The organism is Sulfitobacter sp. NFXS29, from assembly GCF_040148765.1.
GTDB lineage: Bacteria > Pseudomonadota > Alphaproteobacteria > Rhodobacterales > Rhodobacteraceae > Sulfitobacter.
This window is the reverse complement of sequence record NZ_JAGDED010000006.1, coordinates 185,600-202,658: the sequence shown is the minus strand read 5'-3', so window position 1 is coordinate 202,658 and position 17,059 is coordinate 185,600. Positions and strand designations below refer to the sequence as shown.

The 17,059-nt window shown below is 63.5% G+C and carries 16 protein-coding genes; 6 read left to right on the top strand and 10 right to left on the bottom strand.

Going from position 1 to position 17,059, the window contains the following annotated elements; translation table 11 throughout:
• Window positions 1-39: 39 nt before the first annotated feature.
• The 3 genes from J3456_RS11755 to cobU are packed head-to-tail and all read right to left on the bottom strand — an operon-like array spanning window position 40 to window position 1,889.
• Complete coding sequence (locus J3456_RS11755) at window positions 40-732, bottom strand: glutathione S-transferase (protein WP_349580410.1); 693 nt, start codon at window positions 730-732, stop codon at window positions 40-42.
• A gap of 57 nt (window positions 733-789) precedes the next feature.
• On the bottom strand, window positions 790-1,371 hold the full coding sequence (locus J3456_RS11750) for a histidine phosphatase family protein (RefSeq protein WP_349580409.1): 582 nt from the start codon (window positions 1,369-1,371) through the stop codon (window positions 790-792).
• Complete coding sequence (cobU, locus tag J3456_RS11745; protein WP_349580408.1) at window positions 1,368-1,889, bottom strand: bifunctional adenosylcobinamide kinase/adenosylcobinamide-phosphate guanylyltransferase; 522 nt, start codon at window positions 1,887-1,889, stop codon at window positions 1,368-1,370. The genes J3456_RS11750 and cobU overlap by 4 nt, the downstream gene beginning before the upstream one ends.
• A gap of 98 nt (window positions 1,890-1,987) precedes the next feature.
• Between cobU and J3456_RS11740 the strand changes: the two genes are divergently transcribed.
• The 5 genes from J3456_RS11740 (at window position 1,988) to J3456_RS11720 (ending at window position 7,701) form a co-directional block, all read left to right on the top strand.
• Window positions 1,988-2,866 (top strand): RNA polymerase factor sigma-32, encoded by an 879-nt coding sequence (locus tag J3456_RS11740; protein ID WP_349580407.1) that lies wholly within the window; start codon window positions 1,988-1,990, stop codon window positions 2,864-2,866.
• An 81-nt stretch (window positions 2,867-2,947) separates the two neighbouring features.
• Complete coding sequence (gene coaBC / locus J3456_RS11735) at window positions 2,948-4,141, top strand: bifunctional phosphopantothenoylcysteine decarboxylase/phosphopantothenate--cysteine ligase CoaBC (protein ID WP_349580406.1); 1,194 nt, start codon at window positions 2,948-2,950, stop codon at window positions 4,139-4,141.
• Window positions 4,142-4,150: 9 nt separating this feature from the next.
• Window positions 4,151-4,603: a dUTP diphosphatase gene (gene dut / locus J3456_RS11730; RefSeq protein WP_349580405.1), complete on the top strand. Its 453-nt coding sequence runs from the start codon at window positions 4,151-4,153 to the stop codon at window positions 4,601-4,603.
• Entirely contained in the window at window positions 4,603-5,640 is a 1,038-nt protein-coding gene (locus J3456_RS11725) for a HesA/MoeB/ThiF family protein (protein ID WP_349580404.1), read from the top strand. Before dut ends, J3456_RS11725 begins: the two co-directional genes overlap by 1 nt.
• A 48-nt stretch (window positions 5,641-5,688) precedes the next feature.
• Window positions 5,689-7,701, top strand: coding sequence for a M3 family metallopeptidase (locus tag J3456_RS11720; RefSeq protein WP_349580403.1), 2,013 nt, complete (start codon window positions 5,689-5,691; stop codon window positions 7,699-7,701).
• Window positions 7,702-7,721: 20 nt separating this feature from the next.
• Here the strand turns inward: J3456_RS11720 and J3456_RS11715 are convergent, their stop codons facing one another.
• The 6 genes from J3456_RS11715 to J3456_RS11690 form a co-directional block, all read right to left on the bottom strand.
• A complete protein-coding gene (locus J3456_RS11715; protein WP_349580402.1) occupies window positions 7,722-8,660 on the bottom strand; it encodes a 2-hydroxyacid dehydrogenase in 939 nt (312 codons plus the stop codon).
• 3 nt (window positions 8,661-8,663) lie between these two features.
• Window positions 8,664-9,803 (bottom strand): rod shape-determining protein RodA, encoded by a 1,140-nt coding sequence (gene rodA / locus J3456_RS11710; protein ID WP_067916467.1) that lies wholly within the window; start codon window positions 9,801-9,803, stop codon window positions 8,664-8,666.
• Complete coding sequence (gene mrdA / locus J3456_RS11705; protein ID WP_349580401.1) at window positions 9,800-11,749, bottom strand: penicillin-binding protein 2; 1,950 nt, start codon at window positions 11,747-11,749, stop codon at window positions 9,800-9,802. The genes rodA and mrdA overlap by 4 nt, the downstream gene beginning before the upstream one ends.
• 15 nt (window positions 11,750-11,764) lie before the next feature.
• On the bottom strand, window positions 11,765-12,304 hold the full coding sequence (locus J3456_RS11700; RefSeq protein WP_259947465.1) for a rod shape-determining protein MreD: 540 nt from the start codon (window positions 12,302-12,304) through the stop codon (window positions 11,765-11,767).
• Window positions 12,301-13,203: a rod shape-determining protein MreC gene (mreC, locus tag J3456_RS11695; protein ID WP_120350151.1), complete on the bottom strand. Its 903-nt coding sequence runs from the start codon at window positions 13,201-13,203 to the stop codon at window positions 12,301-12,303. The genes J3456_RS11700 and mreC overlap by 4 nt, the downstream gene beginning before the upstream one ends.
• Window positions 13,204-13,274: 71 nt before the next feature.
• Entirely contained in the window at window positions 13,275-14,321 is a 1,047-nt protein-coding gene (locus J3456_RS11690; RefSeq protein ID WP_040700660.1) for a rod shape-determining protein, read from the bottom strand.
• A 179-nt stretch (window positions 14,322-14,500) separates the two neighbouring features.
• Here J3456_RS11690 and J3456_RS11685 point away from each other — a divergent pair, with 179 nt between their 5' ends.
• On the top strand, window positions 14,501-15,082 hold the full coding sequence (locus J3456_RS11685; protein WP_349580400.1) for a VOC family protein: 582 nt from the start codon (window positions 14,501-14,503) through the stop codon (window positions 15,080-15,082).
• Between the two features lie 232 nt (window positions 15,083-15,314).
• Here J3456_RS11685 and J3456_RS11680 read toward each other — a convergent pair whose 3' ends face one another.
• Window positions 15,315-16,883 carry a 2-isopropylmalate synthase gene (locus J3456_RS11680; RefSeq protein ID WP_349580399.1) on the bottom strand — a complete coding sequence of 523 codons (1,569 nt, stop codon included), beginning with the start codon at window positions 16,881-16,883 and terminating at the stop codon, window positions 15,315-15,317.
• Window positions 16,884-17,059: the final 176 nt, after the last annotated feature.

Sequence of the window (17,059 nt, the reverse complement as noted above, 5' to 3'; positions counted from 1 at the left end):
CGGTAGGCAAGACGGGTTTAGGAATGGTTAATGCAGCTCTTAGGCCGCCTTGGCGACGGGCCAGTCCCGTTTGGGCAAACCAAGCTCATAGGGGAACGGCTCATACGCGGTTTCCAACCCGGCAGCGCGCCATGTTTTGAAGGCCGGATCATGGATTGTGGCGTCGCAATAGGCCCGCGCATCCGCCGAGACAGGCAGGTCATAGCCGACGATCCGCGCGGCAACCGGGGCATAGAATACGTCAGCGAGCGAGTAGGCCCCGAAAAGCCACGGCCCTGCGCTGCGCGATTGGCTGCGGGCATGTCGCCACAGGTCTTCGATGCGCTCTAGGTCTTGCCGGGTGTCGGCATCCGGGTCGAACCCTTCCCACACATGTTGCAATTGCATCGGGCAGGCTCTGCGCAGCGCGCCGAAGCCGGAAGCCATCGCAGCACATAGCCAGCGCGCCGTGGCCCGGGCGGCAGGATCGGCGGGCCAGAGCCCGGCATCGGGATGCCGTTCGGCCAGCGTTTCGGCCATGGCCAGCGTCTCTCCCACCACGGTGCCGTCGGGCAGGCGCAAGGCAGGCACCAACCGCGCCGGAGCGAGGGGGGCAAGCTCTTGGGCCATGGTCCCACTGTAGAGGCCGACCAGATGCGCGCGGTAGGGCAGACCGAATTTCTCAAGCATCAGCCACCCCCTGAGGGACCAACTGGAGAAGGTGCGATCGCCGATATAAAGATCATATGTCATAGGCGAAATTAGGCAGAAGCGGGCCGGCAAGAAAAGCCTTTTGTACGGCGGTGCAGGCTAGGGCGTGTGATTAATGCCGTTGATCCGCCAAGTGCCGCTTTCATGTACCAAATGCGTGACCGAGAGGTTGTCGATCTTATGGGCCATCGCCTCAAGCGGGCCGCCGCCTTGGGCCTGTTGGACCTGCGTCAGGATCACGCCGAAATGCGCCACGGCGATCACATGGGCGTTGGGGTGGGCCGCGTTGATCCGTGCCACCACCCGGTCGACGCGGGCCTTGGTCTGGTTCCAGCTTTCCCCTTCGGGTGCCGCGACATCGCCGGGCGTCTCCCAATAGGCGCGGCTGAGGTCGGGGTCGCGCGCGGCAACCTCGGAGAAATGCAGCCCGTCCCAAGCGCCGAAATGCAGTTCGCGCAGCCCGTGTTCATGGGGCAAGCGGCGACGAGAGGGCAGGGCCAGCGCATCGGCCGTATGCACCGCGCGCATCAAGTCCGAGGACACAAGCAGCGCGTCATCAGGCAGGTGCAGGTTCAAACGTGCCAGACGGGGGGCATCGGAAAGGTCCGCCGGGACATCGCGCCAGCCGACAAAGTTCTTCTCATGGGTCGGGCCATGGCGCACCCAGTGCCAGAGGGTCACGGCATTTCCCCTTTCAGCAGTTGCGGCAGGCCAACGACGACCTGCACCACGGTGTCCGCCTCGGCGGCCAAGGCGATGTTGAGCCGCCCCTGCGCCTCGCGGAACTGCCGCGCCAAAGCGTTGTCGGGCACGATGCCTTGGCCGACCTCGTTCGAGACGATGACCCAATGCGCGGCACAGGCTCGCAGAGCCGTCAAAAGCTGTGCCTGCGCGGCCATTAGATCGCTGTTTTCCATCAAATGATTGCTAAGCCACATGGTCGCGCAGTCGATCAGCACGATTTCGCCTGCGGGCAATTCTGCCAGCGGTTCGGCCAGATCGAGCGGGCATTCAACGGTGCGCCATCCTGCATCACGTCTTGCTTGATGCTTTTTCACGCGTTCTTGAACTTCGTCATCCCAAATGCGTCCGGTGGCAAGGTAAGTCTTTGGCAAACCGCAGGAATTTACGAGGCTCTCAGCCCATTCCGACTTGCCCGAGGCCGCCCCGCCTAGGGCAAAGGTAGTTCTAGGCAACATCTTCTCACCAAATATTTGAACCAAATGGCATGTCTCTGCGTATCTCCACCAACGGCCCATCACAAGGTGCGCCACGCATTTCTCAAGGGGGATACCAAATGTCATTGCAGACCGCTCGCGAATTTTCACTCACCCGCACCGCAATGAAGGCCGAATTGCTCGACGCCGAGACAGAGTTGGAATTGGCCTACGCGTGGCGCGATCAGCGGGATGAGGCCGCCTTGCATCGTTTGATCACCGCCTACATGCGTTTGGCAATCTCAATGGCGGGCAAGTTCAAGCGCTACGGCGCGCCGATGAACGATCTGATCCAAGAGGCCGGTTTGGGCCTGATGAAAGCCGCCGACAAATTCGACCCCGACCGGGGCGTGCGGTTCTCGACCTATGCGGTTTGGTGGATCAAGGCGAGCATCCAAGATCATGTGATGCGCAACTGGTCGATGGTACGGACCGGTTCGACCTCCTCTCAGAAATCCCTGTTTTTCAACATGCGCCGCGTGCAGGCCCGGCTAGAGCGCGAAGCCACGGCAATGGGCGAGACGCTGGACAAACACCAGCTGCGCCAGATGATCTCGACCGAGATCGGCGTGCCGTTGCATGATGTCGAGATGATGGAAGGGCGTCTGTCGGGCTCTGACTATTCGCTGAACGCCACTCAATCGGCTGAGGACGAGGGCCGCGAGTGGATCGAAGCGCTGGCTGACGAAAGCGCGCAGGCTGCGGAACGTGTCGAGGAAAGCCACGACACCGCGCAATTGCGCAACTGGCTGCTGACGGCGATGCAGGGGCTGTCCGAACGGGAGCAGTTCATCGTGCGCGAGCGCAAATTGCGCGACCCTGCGCGCACCTTGGAAAGCCTCGGTGATGAGCTGAGCCTCAGCAAAGAGCGGGTGCGCCAGCTTGAGGCCGCGGCCTTTGGCAAAATGCGCAAGTCGCTTGAACTGCAATCGCGTGAGGTTTTCGCCTTTCTCGTCTGACCCCCTACAGCGATGCCCGCCGGGGCTGGCAGATTTCGCCGCCCCGGATTAAGGTCTCCCGAACGCAAACGGGGGGCCTTTATGCTGTCGGGCAAACATATTCTGCTGATTATCGGCGGTGGCATCGCCGCCTATAAATCCCTCGATCTGATCCGCCGCCTGCGCGAACGCGGGGCCAAGGTGACCCCGGTTTTGACCCGCGCAGGCGAAGAGTTTGTCACCCCGCTTTCCGTCTCTGCCCTAACCGGGGTGAAGGTGTTTCGCGATCTTTTCGACCTGGGGGATGAGGCCGAGATGGGCCATATCCAACTTAGCCGCGCGGCAGACGTGCTGGTGGTCGCCCCCGCCACGGCTGATCTGATGGCCAAGATGGCGCAGGGTGCGGCGAATGATCTGGCCTCGACCCTGCTGTTGGCCACCGACACGCCGGTATTGCTGGCGCCTGCGATGAATGTGCGCATGTGGCAGCACCCCGCGACACAGCGCAACATCGCCACGTTGCGCGGCGATGGCATCACCATGGTGGGCCCGAATGACGGTGACATGGCCTGCGGTGAATTCGGCCCGGGGCGGATGGCCGAACCGCTTGAGATCATCGCCGCTGTTGAGGCGCAGCTTGGCAACGGACCCCTCAAGGGCAAACGCATCCTCGTTACCTCCGGCCCCACTCATGAGCCGATCGACCCGGTGCGCTACATCGCCAACCGCTCTTCCGGCGCGCAGGGCACGGCCATCGCGCGCGCCCTCCGCGCTTTGGGGGCAGAGGTGACCTTTGTCACCGGCCCGGCAGAGGTCGCGCCGCCCGAGGGGGTCAGGGTGGTGCCCGTGCAAACGGCGCAAGAGATGATGCAGGCGGTAGACGCCGCACTGCCCGCCGATGCCGCCGTCTTTGCCGCTGCGGTGGCCGATTGGCACGTGCAGGGGGCAGGGGACCGCAAGTTGAAGAAATCCAAAGACGGGCTGCCCAGTCTCACATTCGCGGAAAATCCCGACATCCTGAAAACCATCAGCCAGCGCAACGAAGGCCGCCCCGCGCTCGTCGTGGGCTTCGCGGCAGAGACCGACGATGTGCTGGCCCATGCCACCGCGAAACGCGCGCGCAAGGGCTGTGACTGGATCGTCGCCAACGACGTTTCCCCCGCCACCGGCATCATGGGCGGCCGCGAGAATGCCGTGACGCTGATCACCGACGCGGGCGCAGAGGACTGGCCGCGCATGGGCAAGGATGCGGTGGCCGCCCGTCTGGCCGAACGCATTGCCGCAGCACTTGCCTAAGGGGACGCTATGACAACGATCAAACTCTGCTGGGCCGAGGGCGCGGACCGCAGCCTGCCACTGCCTGCCTATGAAAGCGCAGGCGCGGCGGGCGCGGACCTGCGGGCCAACTTGCCCGAAGGTCCGGTCACGCTGGCCCCCGGCGCGCGGGCGCTGATCTCGACCGGATTGCATATGGCGATCCCGCAGGGATTCGAGGTGCAGATCCGCCCGCGCTCGGGTCTTGCGCTGAAACATGGGATCACCTTGATCAACAGCCCCGGCACCATCGACAGCGATTATCGCGGCATCGTGGGGGTGATCATGGGCAATATGGGGCAGGAGGCGTTTACCGTCGAACACGGCATGCGCATCGCGCAGATGGTCGTGGCCCCGGTGGTGCAGGCGGGGTTCGATCTGGCCGACAGCCTTGATGAAACCCCGCGCGGCGCGGACGGTTTCGGCTCGACGGGGGCGCACTGATGCTGGCGGTTTTGATCATCGCTGCCGCTCTTTGGTTTGGCGGCGGGTTTCTTGGCCTGCCGCGCGGGCTGCGTGCGGGGCTGGTCGTGGTTATGTATCTGGCTTTGGTAGGGCTGCATCTGGTCTTCCCGGCCACGCATCCGCTGCGGTTGGCCACCGGCGGCAGCGCCGCGCCTTGGCTGCTGCTGGGCGGCTTCGTTGCGCTGGTGATGCTCTACCGGCAGGGGCTGGCAACCCTGCGCGCCCGCGCCACACCGCGCGAACCGACGGCGCCCCAGACCTCGGGCCGTTTTTCGGACAGTGAACTCAACCGCTATGCCCGCCATATCGTGCTACGCGAGGTCGGCGGGGCCGGGCAAAAGGCGTTGAAAAACGCCAAGGTGCTTGTCGTGGGGGCGGGTGGCCTCGGCGCGCCCGCGCTGCAGTATCTCGCAGCGGCGGGCGTCGGCACCATCGGGGTGATCGACGACGACACGGTCGAGAACGCGAACCTGCAACGGCAGGTAATCCACAAAGACGCGGCCATCGGCACGCCCAAGGTATTCTCGGCTCAAGCCGAGATGCTGGCGCAAAACCCCCATATCACCGTGCGCCCCTACCACCGTCTCCTCAGCGACGAGATCGCCGCCGAACTGGTGGCCGACTATGACCTCGTGCTCGACGGGACCGATAATTTCGACACCCGTTACCGGGTAAATGCCGCCTGTGTCGCGGCTGGTAAGCCGCTGATTTCAGGCGCGCTCAGCCAGTGGGAGGGGCAGCTCAGCATCTTTGATCCCGCGCGCGGTGCGCCCTGCTATCGCTGTATCTTTCCGCAAGCGCCTGCCGCGGGTCTGGCACCTTCCTGTGCCGAGGCCGGGGTGATCGGGCCGCTGCCCGGCGTGATCGGCACGATGATGGCGCTTGAGGCGGTGAAGCTGATCACCGGCGCGGGCAGCGTGCTGCGCGGCGAGATGATGATCTACGACGGGCTTTACGGTGAGACCCGCAAGATCGGGCTTAAGCGGCGGGTGGGCTGCGAAACCTGCGGCGGGTGATTGCAAGTCTCCTCCCCGCGCCCCATCTGGAGCGCAAAGGAGATTTACATGACAAATCCGCTGCTCGCTGACTGGAACACCCCCTTCGGCATCGCCCCCTTTGACCGCATTTTAGACGATGATTTCGCCCCCGCGCTTGAGGAGGCATTGACCGCCCACCGGGCCGAGATCGACGCCATCGCCGAGAACCCCGAGGCGCCTAGCTTTGCCAATACGATCGAGGCGCTCGAAGCATCCGGCGACGCGCTCGACAAGGTGCTGAGCGTGTTCTTCACCGTCGCGGGGGCCGACAGCAACGGCGCGCGCGAGGCGTTGCAGCGCGATTTCTCGCCCAAGCTCGCCGCGCATCAATCGGCGATCTCGGGCAACGCCAAGCTCTTTGCCCGCATCGCTGCCATCTGGGAGGCCCGCGACACGCTCGATCTGACCGAGGAGCAGGCCCGCGTGCTGATGCTGACACATCGCGGCTTCGTCCGCTCTGGCGCGGCCTTGACCGGGGCCGCCGCCGAGCGGATGAAAGAAATCAAGGCGCGGCTGGCGGTGCTGGGCACGCAGTTCACGCAGAACCTGCTGGCCGATGAGCGGGACTGGTTCATGCCACTGTCGGAGGGCGATCTGACCGGCCTGCCGGATTTCGCGGTCGACGCCGCCCGCGCGGCGGGCAAGGAGAAGGGCGCGGATGGCCCGGTGGTCACGCTGTCGCGGTCGCTGATCACACCCTTCCTGCAATTCTCAGACCGTCGCGACCTGCGCGAACAGGCGTTTCGTGCGTGGGAAGCACGCGGTGCGAATGGCGGGGAAACCGACAACCGCGACATCGCTGCCGAAACGCTGGCCCTGCGCAAGGAGCGGGCGGAACTTCTGGGCTATGAAAATTTCGCCGCCTACAAGTTGGAAACCGAAATGGCCAAGACGCCGGATGCCGTGCGCGACTTGCTGATGTCGGTTTGGAAACCGGCCAAGGCGCAGGCCGACGCCGATGCCGAGGTGCTGACCGCGCTGATGCGCGAGGATGGTGTGAATGGGGCGCTGGAGCCATGGGACTGGCGCTACTACGCCGAAAAACGCCGCGCGGCAGAGCATGACCTCGATGAGGCAGCGCTGAAGCCCTATTTTCAGCTCGACCGGATGATCGACGCGGCGTTTGACTGTGCCAACCGGTTGTTCGAGCTGGCCTTCGCGCCGCTCGACGTGCCGCTCTACCACCCCGACTGCCGGGCGTGGGAGGTGACGCGGAACGGCAAGCATGTGGCGGTCTTCATCGGCGATTACTTCGCGCGCGGCTCGAAGCGTTCGGGCGCATGGTGTTCGGCGATGCGGAGCCAAGCGAAGTTCCCCCGCGCGCAGGCACCCGTGGTGATCAACGTCTGCAATTTCGCCAAGGGCGACCCGGCGCTGCTGTCCTATGACGACGCGCGCACGCTGTTTCACGAGTTCGGCCATGCGCTGCACCAGATGCTGTCGGACGTGACCTATGAAAGCGTCAGCGGCACGTCGGTGGCGCGGGACTTTGTGGAATTGCCCAGCCAGCTTTATGAGCATTGGCTGGACCAGCCCGAGGTCTTGCAGAAATTTGCCACCCACGCCCGGACGGGCCAGCCGATGCCGCGTGAGATGCTGGACAAGGTGCTGGCGGCGTCGACCTTCGACATGGGGTTCCAGACGGTGGAATATATCGCATCGGCCCTCGTCGATCTGGAGTTCCACGACGGTGCCCCGCCCGCCGATCCGATGGTGAAACAGGCCGAGGTGCTCAGCAGCATCGGCATGCCTCAGGCGATCCGGATGCGCCACGCCACGCCGCAATTCGCGCATGTCTTCTCGGGCGACGGATATTCCAGCGCCTATTACAGCTACATGTGGTCCGAGGTGATGGACGCCGACGCCTTCGCCGCCTTTGAAGAAGCGGGCGGCGCCTTTAATGCGGAGCGCGCCGAGGCGTTGGAGACCCACATCCTGTCGACCGGCGGCAGCCGCGATCCGGCAGAGCTTTATACCGCGTTCCGGGGGCGTCTGCCGGGGGTCGAGGCGCTGCTCAAAGGGCGCGGGCTGGCGGCCTGAGCCTTGACGCGGCCGGGGGGTTAGTACCCCCGGTCGCGGTCTACCAGATGTAGCAGAGGCTCTCCGGCCTCGCTGCGGCGGATGTTCTCGGCGATGACTTCCGAGGCCGTCTCATTGCGCGTGGCCGCCGCGAGATGCGGGGTCACGGTGACGCGCGGATGCGCCCAATAGGGGTGATCCTCGGGCAGCGGTTCCACGCGGAAGACATCCAGCGTGGCGTGGGCAATCTGCCCGCTGTCGAGCGCGGCAAGCAGGGCGTCATCATCGATCAGCGGGCCACGACCGGGGTTGATGATAAACGCGCCTTTGGGCATCTGCGCCAGCGTTTCGGCGTTCAGCACGTCTCGCGTGGCGGGGGTGTCGGGCATCAGCAGCACGGCGATCTCGGCCCGTTTCAGCGTTTCTGTCAGGCCGTCGTCGCCATGCAGGCAGCGCACGCCCTCAATCTGCTTTTCGCTGCGCGACCAGCCGGTCACGTCGAAGCCAAGACCCACCAACGCCGCGGCCACCGCTTGGCCGAGCGCACCGATGCCCAGCACCGCCACGCCCCGTTCGCGTGCCAGTGGCGGGGTGCGCGGCTCCCATTTGGCGTCCTTGCGCAGAATGTCCGCATCCATCCCCAGATGATGGCGCAGCACATGGCCCGCGACCCATTCGACCATGCCGTGGGTCAGGCCGAAATCGACCATCCGTGTCAGCGGGATATTCAAGGTCTCATTGCCGGTGATCGCCTCCACCCCGGCCCAGAGGTTCAGCACCGCTTTGGCGCGGGTGTAGGGGGTGAAATCCTGCAAGTCGCTGTTCGGGGCATAGACGATATAATCGACATCCTCGGGCGGCAGGTCGGTGGCAAGTGTGAAATCCCGCCCCGGCAGGGCCTTGCGCAGCGCGTCGTTCAACGGTTTTTCGTAGCCATTCCAGCGTTCGGCTTTGGCGGCGAAGAGAATATTGATCGTCATGAATTACCTCGGTCTATGAACATGCGCCGATTGCACCAGCCCAAAGGCCAGCAGCAGCACCAGCATGGCCGAGCCGCCATAGCTCACCATCGGCAGCGGCACGCCGACCACAGGGGCCAGCCCCATGACCATCGACATGTTAACGGCGAAAAAGAGAAAGAAGTTGAGCGCGATGCCCAGTGTCAGAAGGCTTGAGAACCGGTCTTTGTTCTTCACCGCCGAGGCCACGCAGAACAGAATGATCAGCGCATAAAGCCCCAGCAGTGAGACGCCGCCGACGAAGCCGAACTCTTCGGCCAGCGTGGTAAAGATAAAGTCGGTGTGTTTCTCGGGCAGGAAGTTCAGCCGCGACTGGGTGCCTTGCATATAGCCACGCCCAGACCAGCCGCCCGAGCCGAGCGCGATCTTGGATTGGGTGATGTGGTAGCCCGCGCCAAGCGGGTCTTGGCTGGGGTCGAGAAAGGTGTCGATGCGGCGGTATTGGTAATCTTTGAGCAGTTGCCACGGGGTGCCGCGCGATTGGAAGACGGCGGTGACCAGCCCGATGGCGGCGGTGATGACGGCGGCGAAATAGGCCCAATGCACACCTGCAAGGAACATCAGCCCGCCCCCGGCGGTCAAAAGCAGGATCGAGGTGCCCAAGTCGGGCTGTTTCAGGACCAAAGCGGTGGGGACCACGATGATCAGGATCGGCAGCAGGACCCAAAAGGGACGCGACACCTTTTTGACCGGCAGCCAGTCGTAATAGGCGGCCAGAAACAGCACCAGCGTGATCTTCATCAACTCCGACGGTTGCAGCCGCATGAAGCCGATGTCGATCCAACGCTGCGCGCCCATGCCGACAGAGCCAAAGAGTTCGACCGCGACCAGTAGCACCAAGGTCGCCCCATAGGCCACGCCCGACAGGTTGCGCCAGAGCCAGATCGGCACCATCGCCACGGTGAACATGATCGCAATGCCCATGCCAAAACGCTTCATCTGCGGTTCGGCCCAAGGGGAGAATGACCCGCCCGCGACCGAATAGAGCATCAAGAACCCCACGCCCGCAACACTGGTCAACAGGATCGCCAGCGGCCAATTCATGAAAAGAATCTTGCGCAGCCCCGTGGGGACGGATTTGACCGTATGCTCAAGATAGCTCATGCCTGATCGTCTCCCGCTACGCTGGCCGAGGTTTCCGGTGCGGTGTCGCGCAGCTCTTCTTGCTGGGTGGCGATGCGGCCCCGGTCGGACTTGGGGTAGGCTTCGAGCGGCGGCTCGCCCCCGGCCATGGCCTGTAACATCACGTCGCGCGCAATCGGGGCGGCGGCGGTTGACCCGCCCCCCCCGTGTTCCACCAGCACGCAGGCCGCGTATTTGGGTTTGTCGTAGGGCGCGAAGCACACGAACAGCGCGTGGTCGCGGCGCTCCCACGGCAGGTCGGCGTTGCTGGTCACACCACGGGCGCGCTCGGCAGCGGTGATGTTACGGACCTGACTGGTGCCGGTCTTGCCTGCCATGCGCATGGTGTCGTCGATGATGCGGCTGCGATAGCCGGTGCCGCGGCGGTCGTTGACCACGTCGTACATCGCTTTGCGCAATTGGCGCAGGTTGTTTTCGTTCAGGCCCATCGGCTCGCCCGCGCCGCTGGGTTGTTCCACCCCGTCGATGGATTTGATCAGCCGTGGCGTCACTGCGCGTCCGGTGGCGATCCGCGCGCTCATCACCGCCAGCTGCAGTGGGGAGGACAGGGTGAAGCCCTGCCCAATGGAGGCGTTGACCGTGTCGCCCACGACCCAATCCTCGCCCCGGGCTGAGCGTTTCCACTGTTTGGTCGGCGCAAGCCCGCCCGCGACCGAAGACAGCGCCAGATCATGTTTGATCCCAAGGCCAAAGCGGTTCGCCATGGCGGTGATCTTTTCGATGCCCACCTTCACGGCGAGATCGTAGTAGTAAACGTCGCAGGATTGCTTGAGCGAATCTTGAAGGTCGACCCAGCCATGGCCTGCGCGTTTCCAACAGTGGAACCGCCGCCCCGCGACCTCCAGATGGCCGGGGCAATAGACTGTCTCATCGGGGGCGACGATGCCCTCTTCGATGGCGGCAAGTGCCACGATCATCTTGAAGGTCGAGCCGGGCGGGTAGGTGCCCTGCACGGGTTTGTTCACCAGCGGGCGGTATTTGGAATTTAGCAGCGGGTTATAGTCCGCCGAAGAGATGCCGCCGATAAAGAGGTTCGGGTCATAGCTGGGCGATGAGGCGAGTGCGGCCAGATCGCCATTCTCGCAGTCGATGATGACCACGGCGGCGCTTTCTTCGCCCAGACGGGCCTGCACATAGCGTTGCAGATTGGCGTCCACGGTCAATTGCAGATCCGCCCCGGCCTGACCTTCGCGCCGCTCCAACTCGCGCATCACGCGGCCTGTGGCATTCACCTCTACATGTTTGGTGCCCGCCGCGCCGCGCAGCAGGTTCTCGGCGCGGGCTTCGACGTTGATCTTGCCGATTTGAAAGCGCGGGATGCGCAGCACCTGATCGGGGTTTTCCAGCGCGTCGAGATCGGCTTGGCTCACCCGGCCCACGCGTCCCACCACATGCGCAAAATCCGCGCCGCGGGGGTAGACGCGGGTCAGGCCCACTTCGGGGGTGACGCCGGGCAGCGCTGGGGCGTTGACACTGACCTTGCTCACGACCTCCCAACTGACGTCATCGACGATGGTGACGGGCAGGAAAGGCGCGGAGCGGGCCATCTCGGTCATGGCGCGTTCGCGGGTTTCGTCGTCAATTTCGATAACTTGGGCCAAACGTTCCATCACCGCCGCCACGTCGCCCGCGTCTTCGCGCACTATGACGATCCGGTAGGAGGGCACGTTATCGGCAAGCTGTACGCCGTTGCGGTCGAAAATCTCACCGCGGGAGGGCGGGATCAGGCGGATGTTGATGCGGTTCTCTTCGGCGAGCAGGCGAAATTGGTCGGCTTGATCAACCTGTAGGTAGCGCATCCGCGCCGCCAGCCCGCCCATGAACAGCAGTTGCGCACCGCCCAAAAGGGCAGCGCGCCGGGTCAGGCGTGTGTGGTTTGCATCATTGTCGGCGCGGCTACGTCTCATCTCATCGCTCCCCGATCACACCCGTTTGCCAAGCGCGTCCAGATCGCCCGGCGCGGTCTTGCGCACGCCCATGATACCATGGGTCACCGCCACGATCAGGGGATAAGCGAGCATCGTCAGTGCCAATTCCGTGAGGTTCAGCGTCATGGCGGGCGTGGGCACCAGTGCAAGGCTCAGCAAAATGCGGTTGGCAAAGATCACCATGGTCAGGATCACCGCCACGGTCAGCCATTCGGCGGCAAAGCTTGCATCTCGCAAATGCCGCCCCCGCGATTTCAGGTTCTCGACCCCGAGCAAGGCCAGCACCGCCCAAAGGCCGGGCGGGCGTTGTAGCAACAGATCCGTCAGCAAAAAGATCAAGGCCAGAAAAAGCGCGGGCACATATTCAGGCCGCCGGAGACCCCAAGCGCAGGCAAAGCCCAGCAGCAGGTCCGGCCCGGCCCAAGCCCGCGGGGTCGTTTCAAGCGGGAGGAGGTGGAAGAACAAGATCACCAGCGCCAGCGCAACAAAGCTCAGGCGCATGACCCAGAGGCGGCTGCGCGACAGATCGGTCATGGCTGCACCCCGACCGGCGCCGCCGGGTCGGCCAAGGGGCCATCGGAGGTGATGACATGGGCGGTGTCCGGCACGGTTTCATTGCCATGGTGACGCAGCACGCGCAGGAACTCCAACCGCTCGTAATCCGCCGCCAGCCTAACGCGAAGACGCCCGCCCGGATCAGCGGCGACCTGACCGATCAGGATGCCCGCCGGGAACACGCCACCATCGCCCGAGCTGATCACCCGGTCACCGGGGCGGACCAATTCACGGTTCTCGATGAAGTCCAAGGGGGGCGCGGCGCTGTTGTCGCCCGCCACGATGGCCCGCTGGCCCGAAGGCTGGATCGTCGCCGGAATGCGGCTGGAAGCGTCGGTGAGCAGGATCACACGCGCGGTGTTTTTGCCCACACCGGCGATGCGGCCCACAAGGCCGATACCGTCCATCGTGGCCCAGCCTTCGACCAGCCCATCGCGCGCGCCGACGTTCAGCAGCACCGATTGGCGGTAGGGCGAGCCGCTGTCGGCCAGCACCGTGCCGGTGATGAATGTGAGGCGCGGATCGAGCCGGACGTTGTTCAGATCCAGCAGGCGGGCGTTCTCTTGCTCTAGCTGAAGGGCGGCTTCTTTCCACGCCTGCATCTGCCGCAGTTCCGAGCGCAGCTCGCGGTTCTGTTCGCTCAGACGTTGGTAGCTTTGGAAATCGCGCAGCAGATTGATGGTGCCAGTCACCGGGGCCATGGCCCAATCGAGGTTCGGGACGAAACGATCGGTTACCTGCGCGCGAAAGCGTTCAACGCGGGGGCTGTCGATGCGCCAGAGCAGGAAAATTCCGACCAGTGCCAACACCAGCACAGCCAGCAGCAACCGGCGCAGAGGGCCGGTGAAATCGCTGGAACTGGAACGGTCTTTGGGCATCTGTGCCGAAACTCCCACCCGGTCAGGCGGGGCGGTGTCGCCGCGTGCCGGGTCTGGCTAACTTGCCAGTGTTAACTGTCGTAGTCGATCGCGTGGCGCAGTTGTTTCTCGTATTCCAGCGCCTTGCCGGTGCCGAGGGCCACACAGTTGAGCGGCTCATCCGCGACCGAGATCGCAAGGCCGGTCTGTTCACGCAGCGCCAGATCAAGATCACCCAGCAGCGCGCCGCCGCCGGTCAGCATCACGCCACGGTCGACGATGTCGGCGGCAAGGTCGGGCGGGGTTGTTTCAAGCGCGGTCATCACCGCCTCGCAAATCTGCTGCACCGGTTCGGCCAGTGCCTCGGCGATCTGCGCTTGGGTCACTTCGATTTCTTTCGGCACACCATTCAGCAGGTCACGGCCCCGGATCTGCATCGAGGTGCCGCGCCCGTCGTCGGGCATCCGCGCCGTACCGATGGAGGTTTTGACCCGCTCAGCTGTGGTTTCACCGATCAGCAGGTTTTGCTGACGGCGCAGGTAGCTGATGATGCCTTCGTCCATGCGGTCGCCGCCGACGCGAACAGAGCGCGCATAGACGATGTCGCCCAGAGACAGCACCGCAACTTCGGTCGTGCCGCCGCCGATGTCGACGACCATGTTGCCCGTCGGATCGGTGATCGGCATGCCCGCACCGATGGCCGCGGCAATTGGTTCGGCGATCAGCCCTGCACGGCGCGCACCAGCGCTCAGCACTGACTGGCGGATCGCGCGTTTCTCAACCGGGGTCGCCCCATGCGGCACGCAGACAATGATCTTAGGCTTGGAGAAGGTCGAGCGCTTGTGCACCTTGCGGATGAAGTGCTTGATCATCTCCTCGGCGGTGTCGAAATCGGCAATGACTCCTTCACGCATCGGGCGGATCGCCTCAATGCTGCCGGGCGTCCGGCCCAGCATCAGCTTGGCGTCTTCGCCCACGGCGAGCACCTTCTTGACGCCATCCTTAACATGATAGGCGACAACCGAAGGTTCGCTGAGAACGATGCCCTTACCCTTGACGTAAACCAGCGTATTCGCGGTGCCGAGGTCGATCGCCATATCGGAGGAGAACAGGCCGCGGAATTGATCGAGGATGGACATAACAGTAGCGGAGCCTTGCAAATATTCGGACAGGCCCGCCTGCATGGGACCACGCGCGGGCTACTGGCTCTTATAGGGCGCACGGGGTCAGGGCGAAAGGGGCAAGACCGCAAAGGTGGCGCGATATTGCCGCCGCGCTATCATAGAGCGGTATATTTAGGGCGGAGGTCAGCGATACCATGCAAAAGATACAGACACTTGGGGTGCATCACATCACCCTAACCGGGGCGGATCGGCAAAGCTCGATCGACTTCTGGGAAGGGGTTTTGGGGATGCCTTTCATCTTTGACCAGCCCAATTTGGATGACCCGGATGAGGGGCATCTCTATTTTGATCCCGGCGACGGGCGGCTGATCACGATCTTTACCAATGAGACCCGCAAGAGGGTGCACAACCGCACGCCGATGGACCCCGGCTGCGTGCATCATTTGGCGTTCGAGGTGGACCGCGCGATGTTTGACCAAATCCCCGAGCGTTTAGAGGCGCGGGGCATCGGGCATTCGGGGGTGAAAGACCGGGGCTTTATGCATTCGATCTATTTCAAGGATCCGCTGGGGCAGTTGATTGAACTGGCCTGCTACACCTTCATCCCGCCGCGTGGGTCGAGCCATGCTGAGGTGATGCTGGAGGCGCATAAGCTGCGGGTTGCGGCGGGGGACGATCATATCCAGCGGCAGCATCTGGCGGATGCGGTGGTGATGATTGTGGAGCGGGGGCAGGCGTCGCTGAGTGCGGATCGCGGGGCGAAGAACCCTTATTGAGGGTGAGTGTGCCACCCGGGCCCGGAATCAAGCCGCAGGCGCCGGGCATCGCCTGCCCGCCCGGACGGGGAGGCGATTTTTTGACGCTGGGTATGCCACTTTGAGGGTACGCCATGGCTGATCAATAAAGTGGTATGAACTAAGGTTTGGTTCGCCACCCCGCGGGCAGGCGATGCCCTACTTCCATACTGCACATGTAACAAGGGGCGGGGTCTTACCCCCGCCCCGCCGTTCAGCTCACATCTTTGTAGTTTATCTCACGCTTGTCCGTGCCGCCCTTCTCGCGCCGCACCAACAGGCGGTTCAGCGCGTGGATATAGGCCCGCACACTCGCCACCACGGTATCGGTATCGGCAGATTGCCCCGTCACGATCCGGCCCTCTTCCTCCATCCGCACGGAAACCGTTGCTTGTGCGTCGGTGCCTTCGGTCACGGCATGCACCTGATACAGCTGCAAGCGCGCGGTATGCGGCACCAGCGCCTTGATGCAGTTGAACGCAGCATCAACGGGGCCATCGCCCGTTTGATTGGTGGACTGCTCAGCACCGTCCACTTCAAGTACCATGTCAGCAGTCTGCGGGCCATCGGTGCCGCAAACCACTTTAAGGGACTTGAGCCGAATGCGGTCTTCCTCGGGGTCGGTCGCGGTGCGCATCAGCGCGATCAGATCGTCCTCGTAGATTTCCTTTTTACGATCGGCCAATTCCTTGAACCGCACAAAGATATCCTTCAGCTGGTTGTCGCCCAGCTCAAACCCGAGGTCTTCCAGCTTAGACCGCAGCGCCGCGCGGCCAGAGTGTTTGCCCATCACGATATTGGTCTCGGTCAGACCCACATCCTCCGGGCGCATGATCTCAAACGTTTCGGCATTCTTGAGCATGCCGTCTTGGTGAATGCCGCTCTCATGGGCAAAGGCGTTCTTGCCCACAATCGCCTTGTTGAACTGCACCGCAAAGCCCGAGACCGCCGCAACTCGGCGCGAGATGTTCATGATCTTGGTGCTGTCGATGCGCGTCTCGTAAGGCATGATGTCATTGCGCACCTTCAGCGCCATGACGACCTCTTCGAGGGCCGTGTTGCCCGCGCGTTCGCCCAAACCGTTGATGGTGCATTCCACCTGCCGCGCGCCTGCTTCAACCGCGGCAAGGCTGTTGGCCGTCGCCATGCCCAGATCGTTATGGCAGTGCGTGGCAAAGATGATCTCATCCGCGCCGGGCACGTTTTCGAGCAGTTTGACGATCAGATCGGCGCTTTCGCGCGGGGCGGTATAGCCCACGGTGTCGGGGATGTTGATCGTGGTGGCCCCGGCTTTGATGGCGATCTCGACAACGCGGTAGAGGTAATCAAGTTCCGTCCGCGTGGCATCCATTGGCGACCATTGCACATTGTCACACAGATCGCGCGCATGGGTCACGGTTTCATGGATGCGGTCGGCCATCTCGTCTTGGGTCAGGTTCGGAATAGCGCGGTGCAGGGGCGAGGTGCCGATGAAGGTGTGGATGCGCGGCTGACGGGCATGTTTCACGGCCTCCCAGCAGCGGTCGATGTCGCCCAATTGGGCGCGGGCAAGGCCGCAGATCACGGCGTTTTGCGATTGGCGCGCAATCTCGCTCACCGCGTTAAAGTCGCCTTCCGAAGCGATGGGGAAGCCTGCTTCGATGATGTCGACGCCCATCTCATCCAAAAGCTGCGCGATCTCCAACTTCTCAGCATGGGTCATCGTCGCCCCGGGGGATTGTTCGCCATCCCGCAAGGTTGTGTCAAAAATCAGCACACGGTCCTGTTTCGTCATATCTGTCATCCTGGGTTCTTTCTTTGCTGGTATCCTTGGCGCGCGACACATCCCTCTGAGCGGGCGCGCCGAAGGGCACGCTCAGAGGCGAATTAGGTGCAGCAAGTTGGCGCGCAGCAGGCCCGCGCAGCGGCGCGGCAGGGTCGGGATATGGACGGCCTGTGTCATGCGGATAGTTATACGCA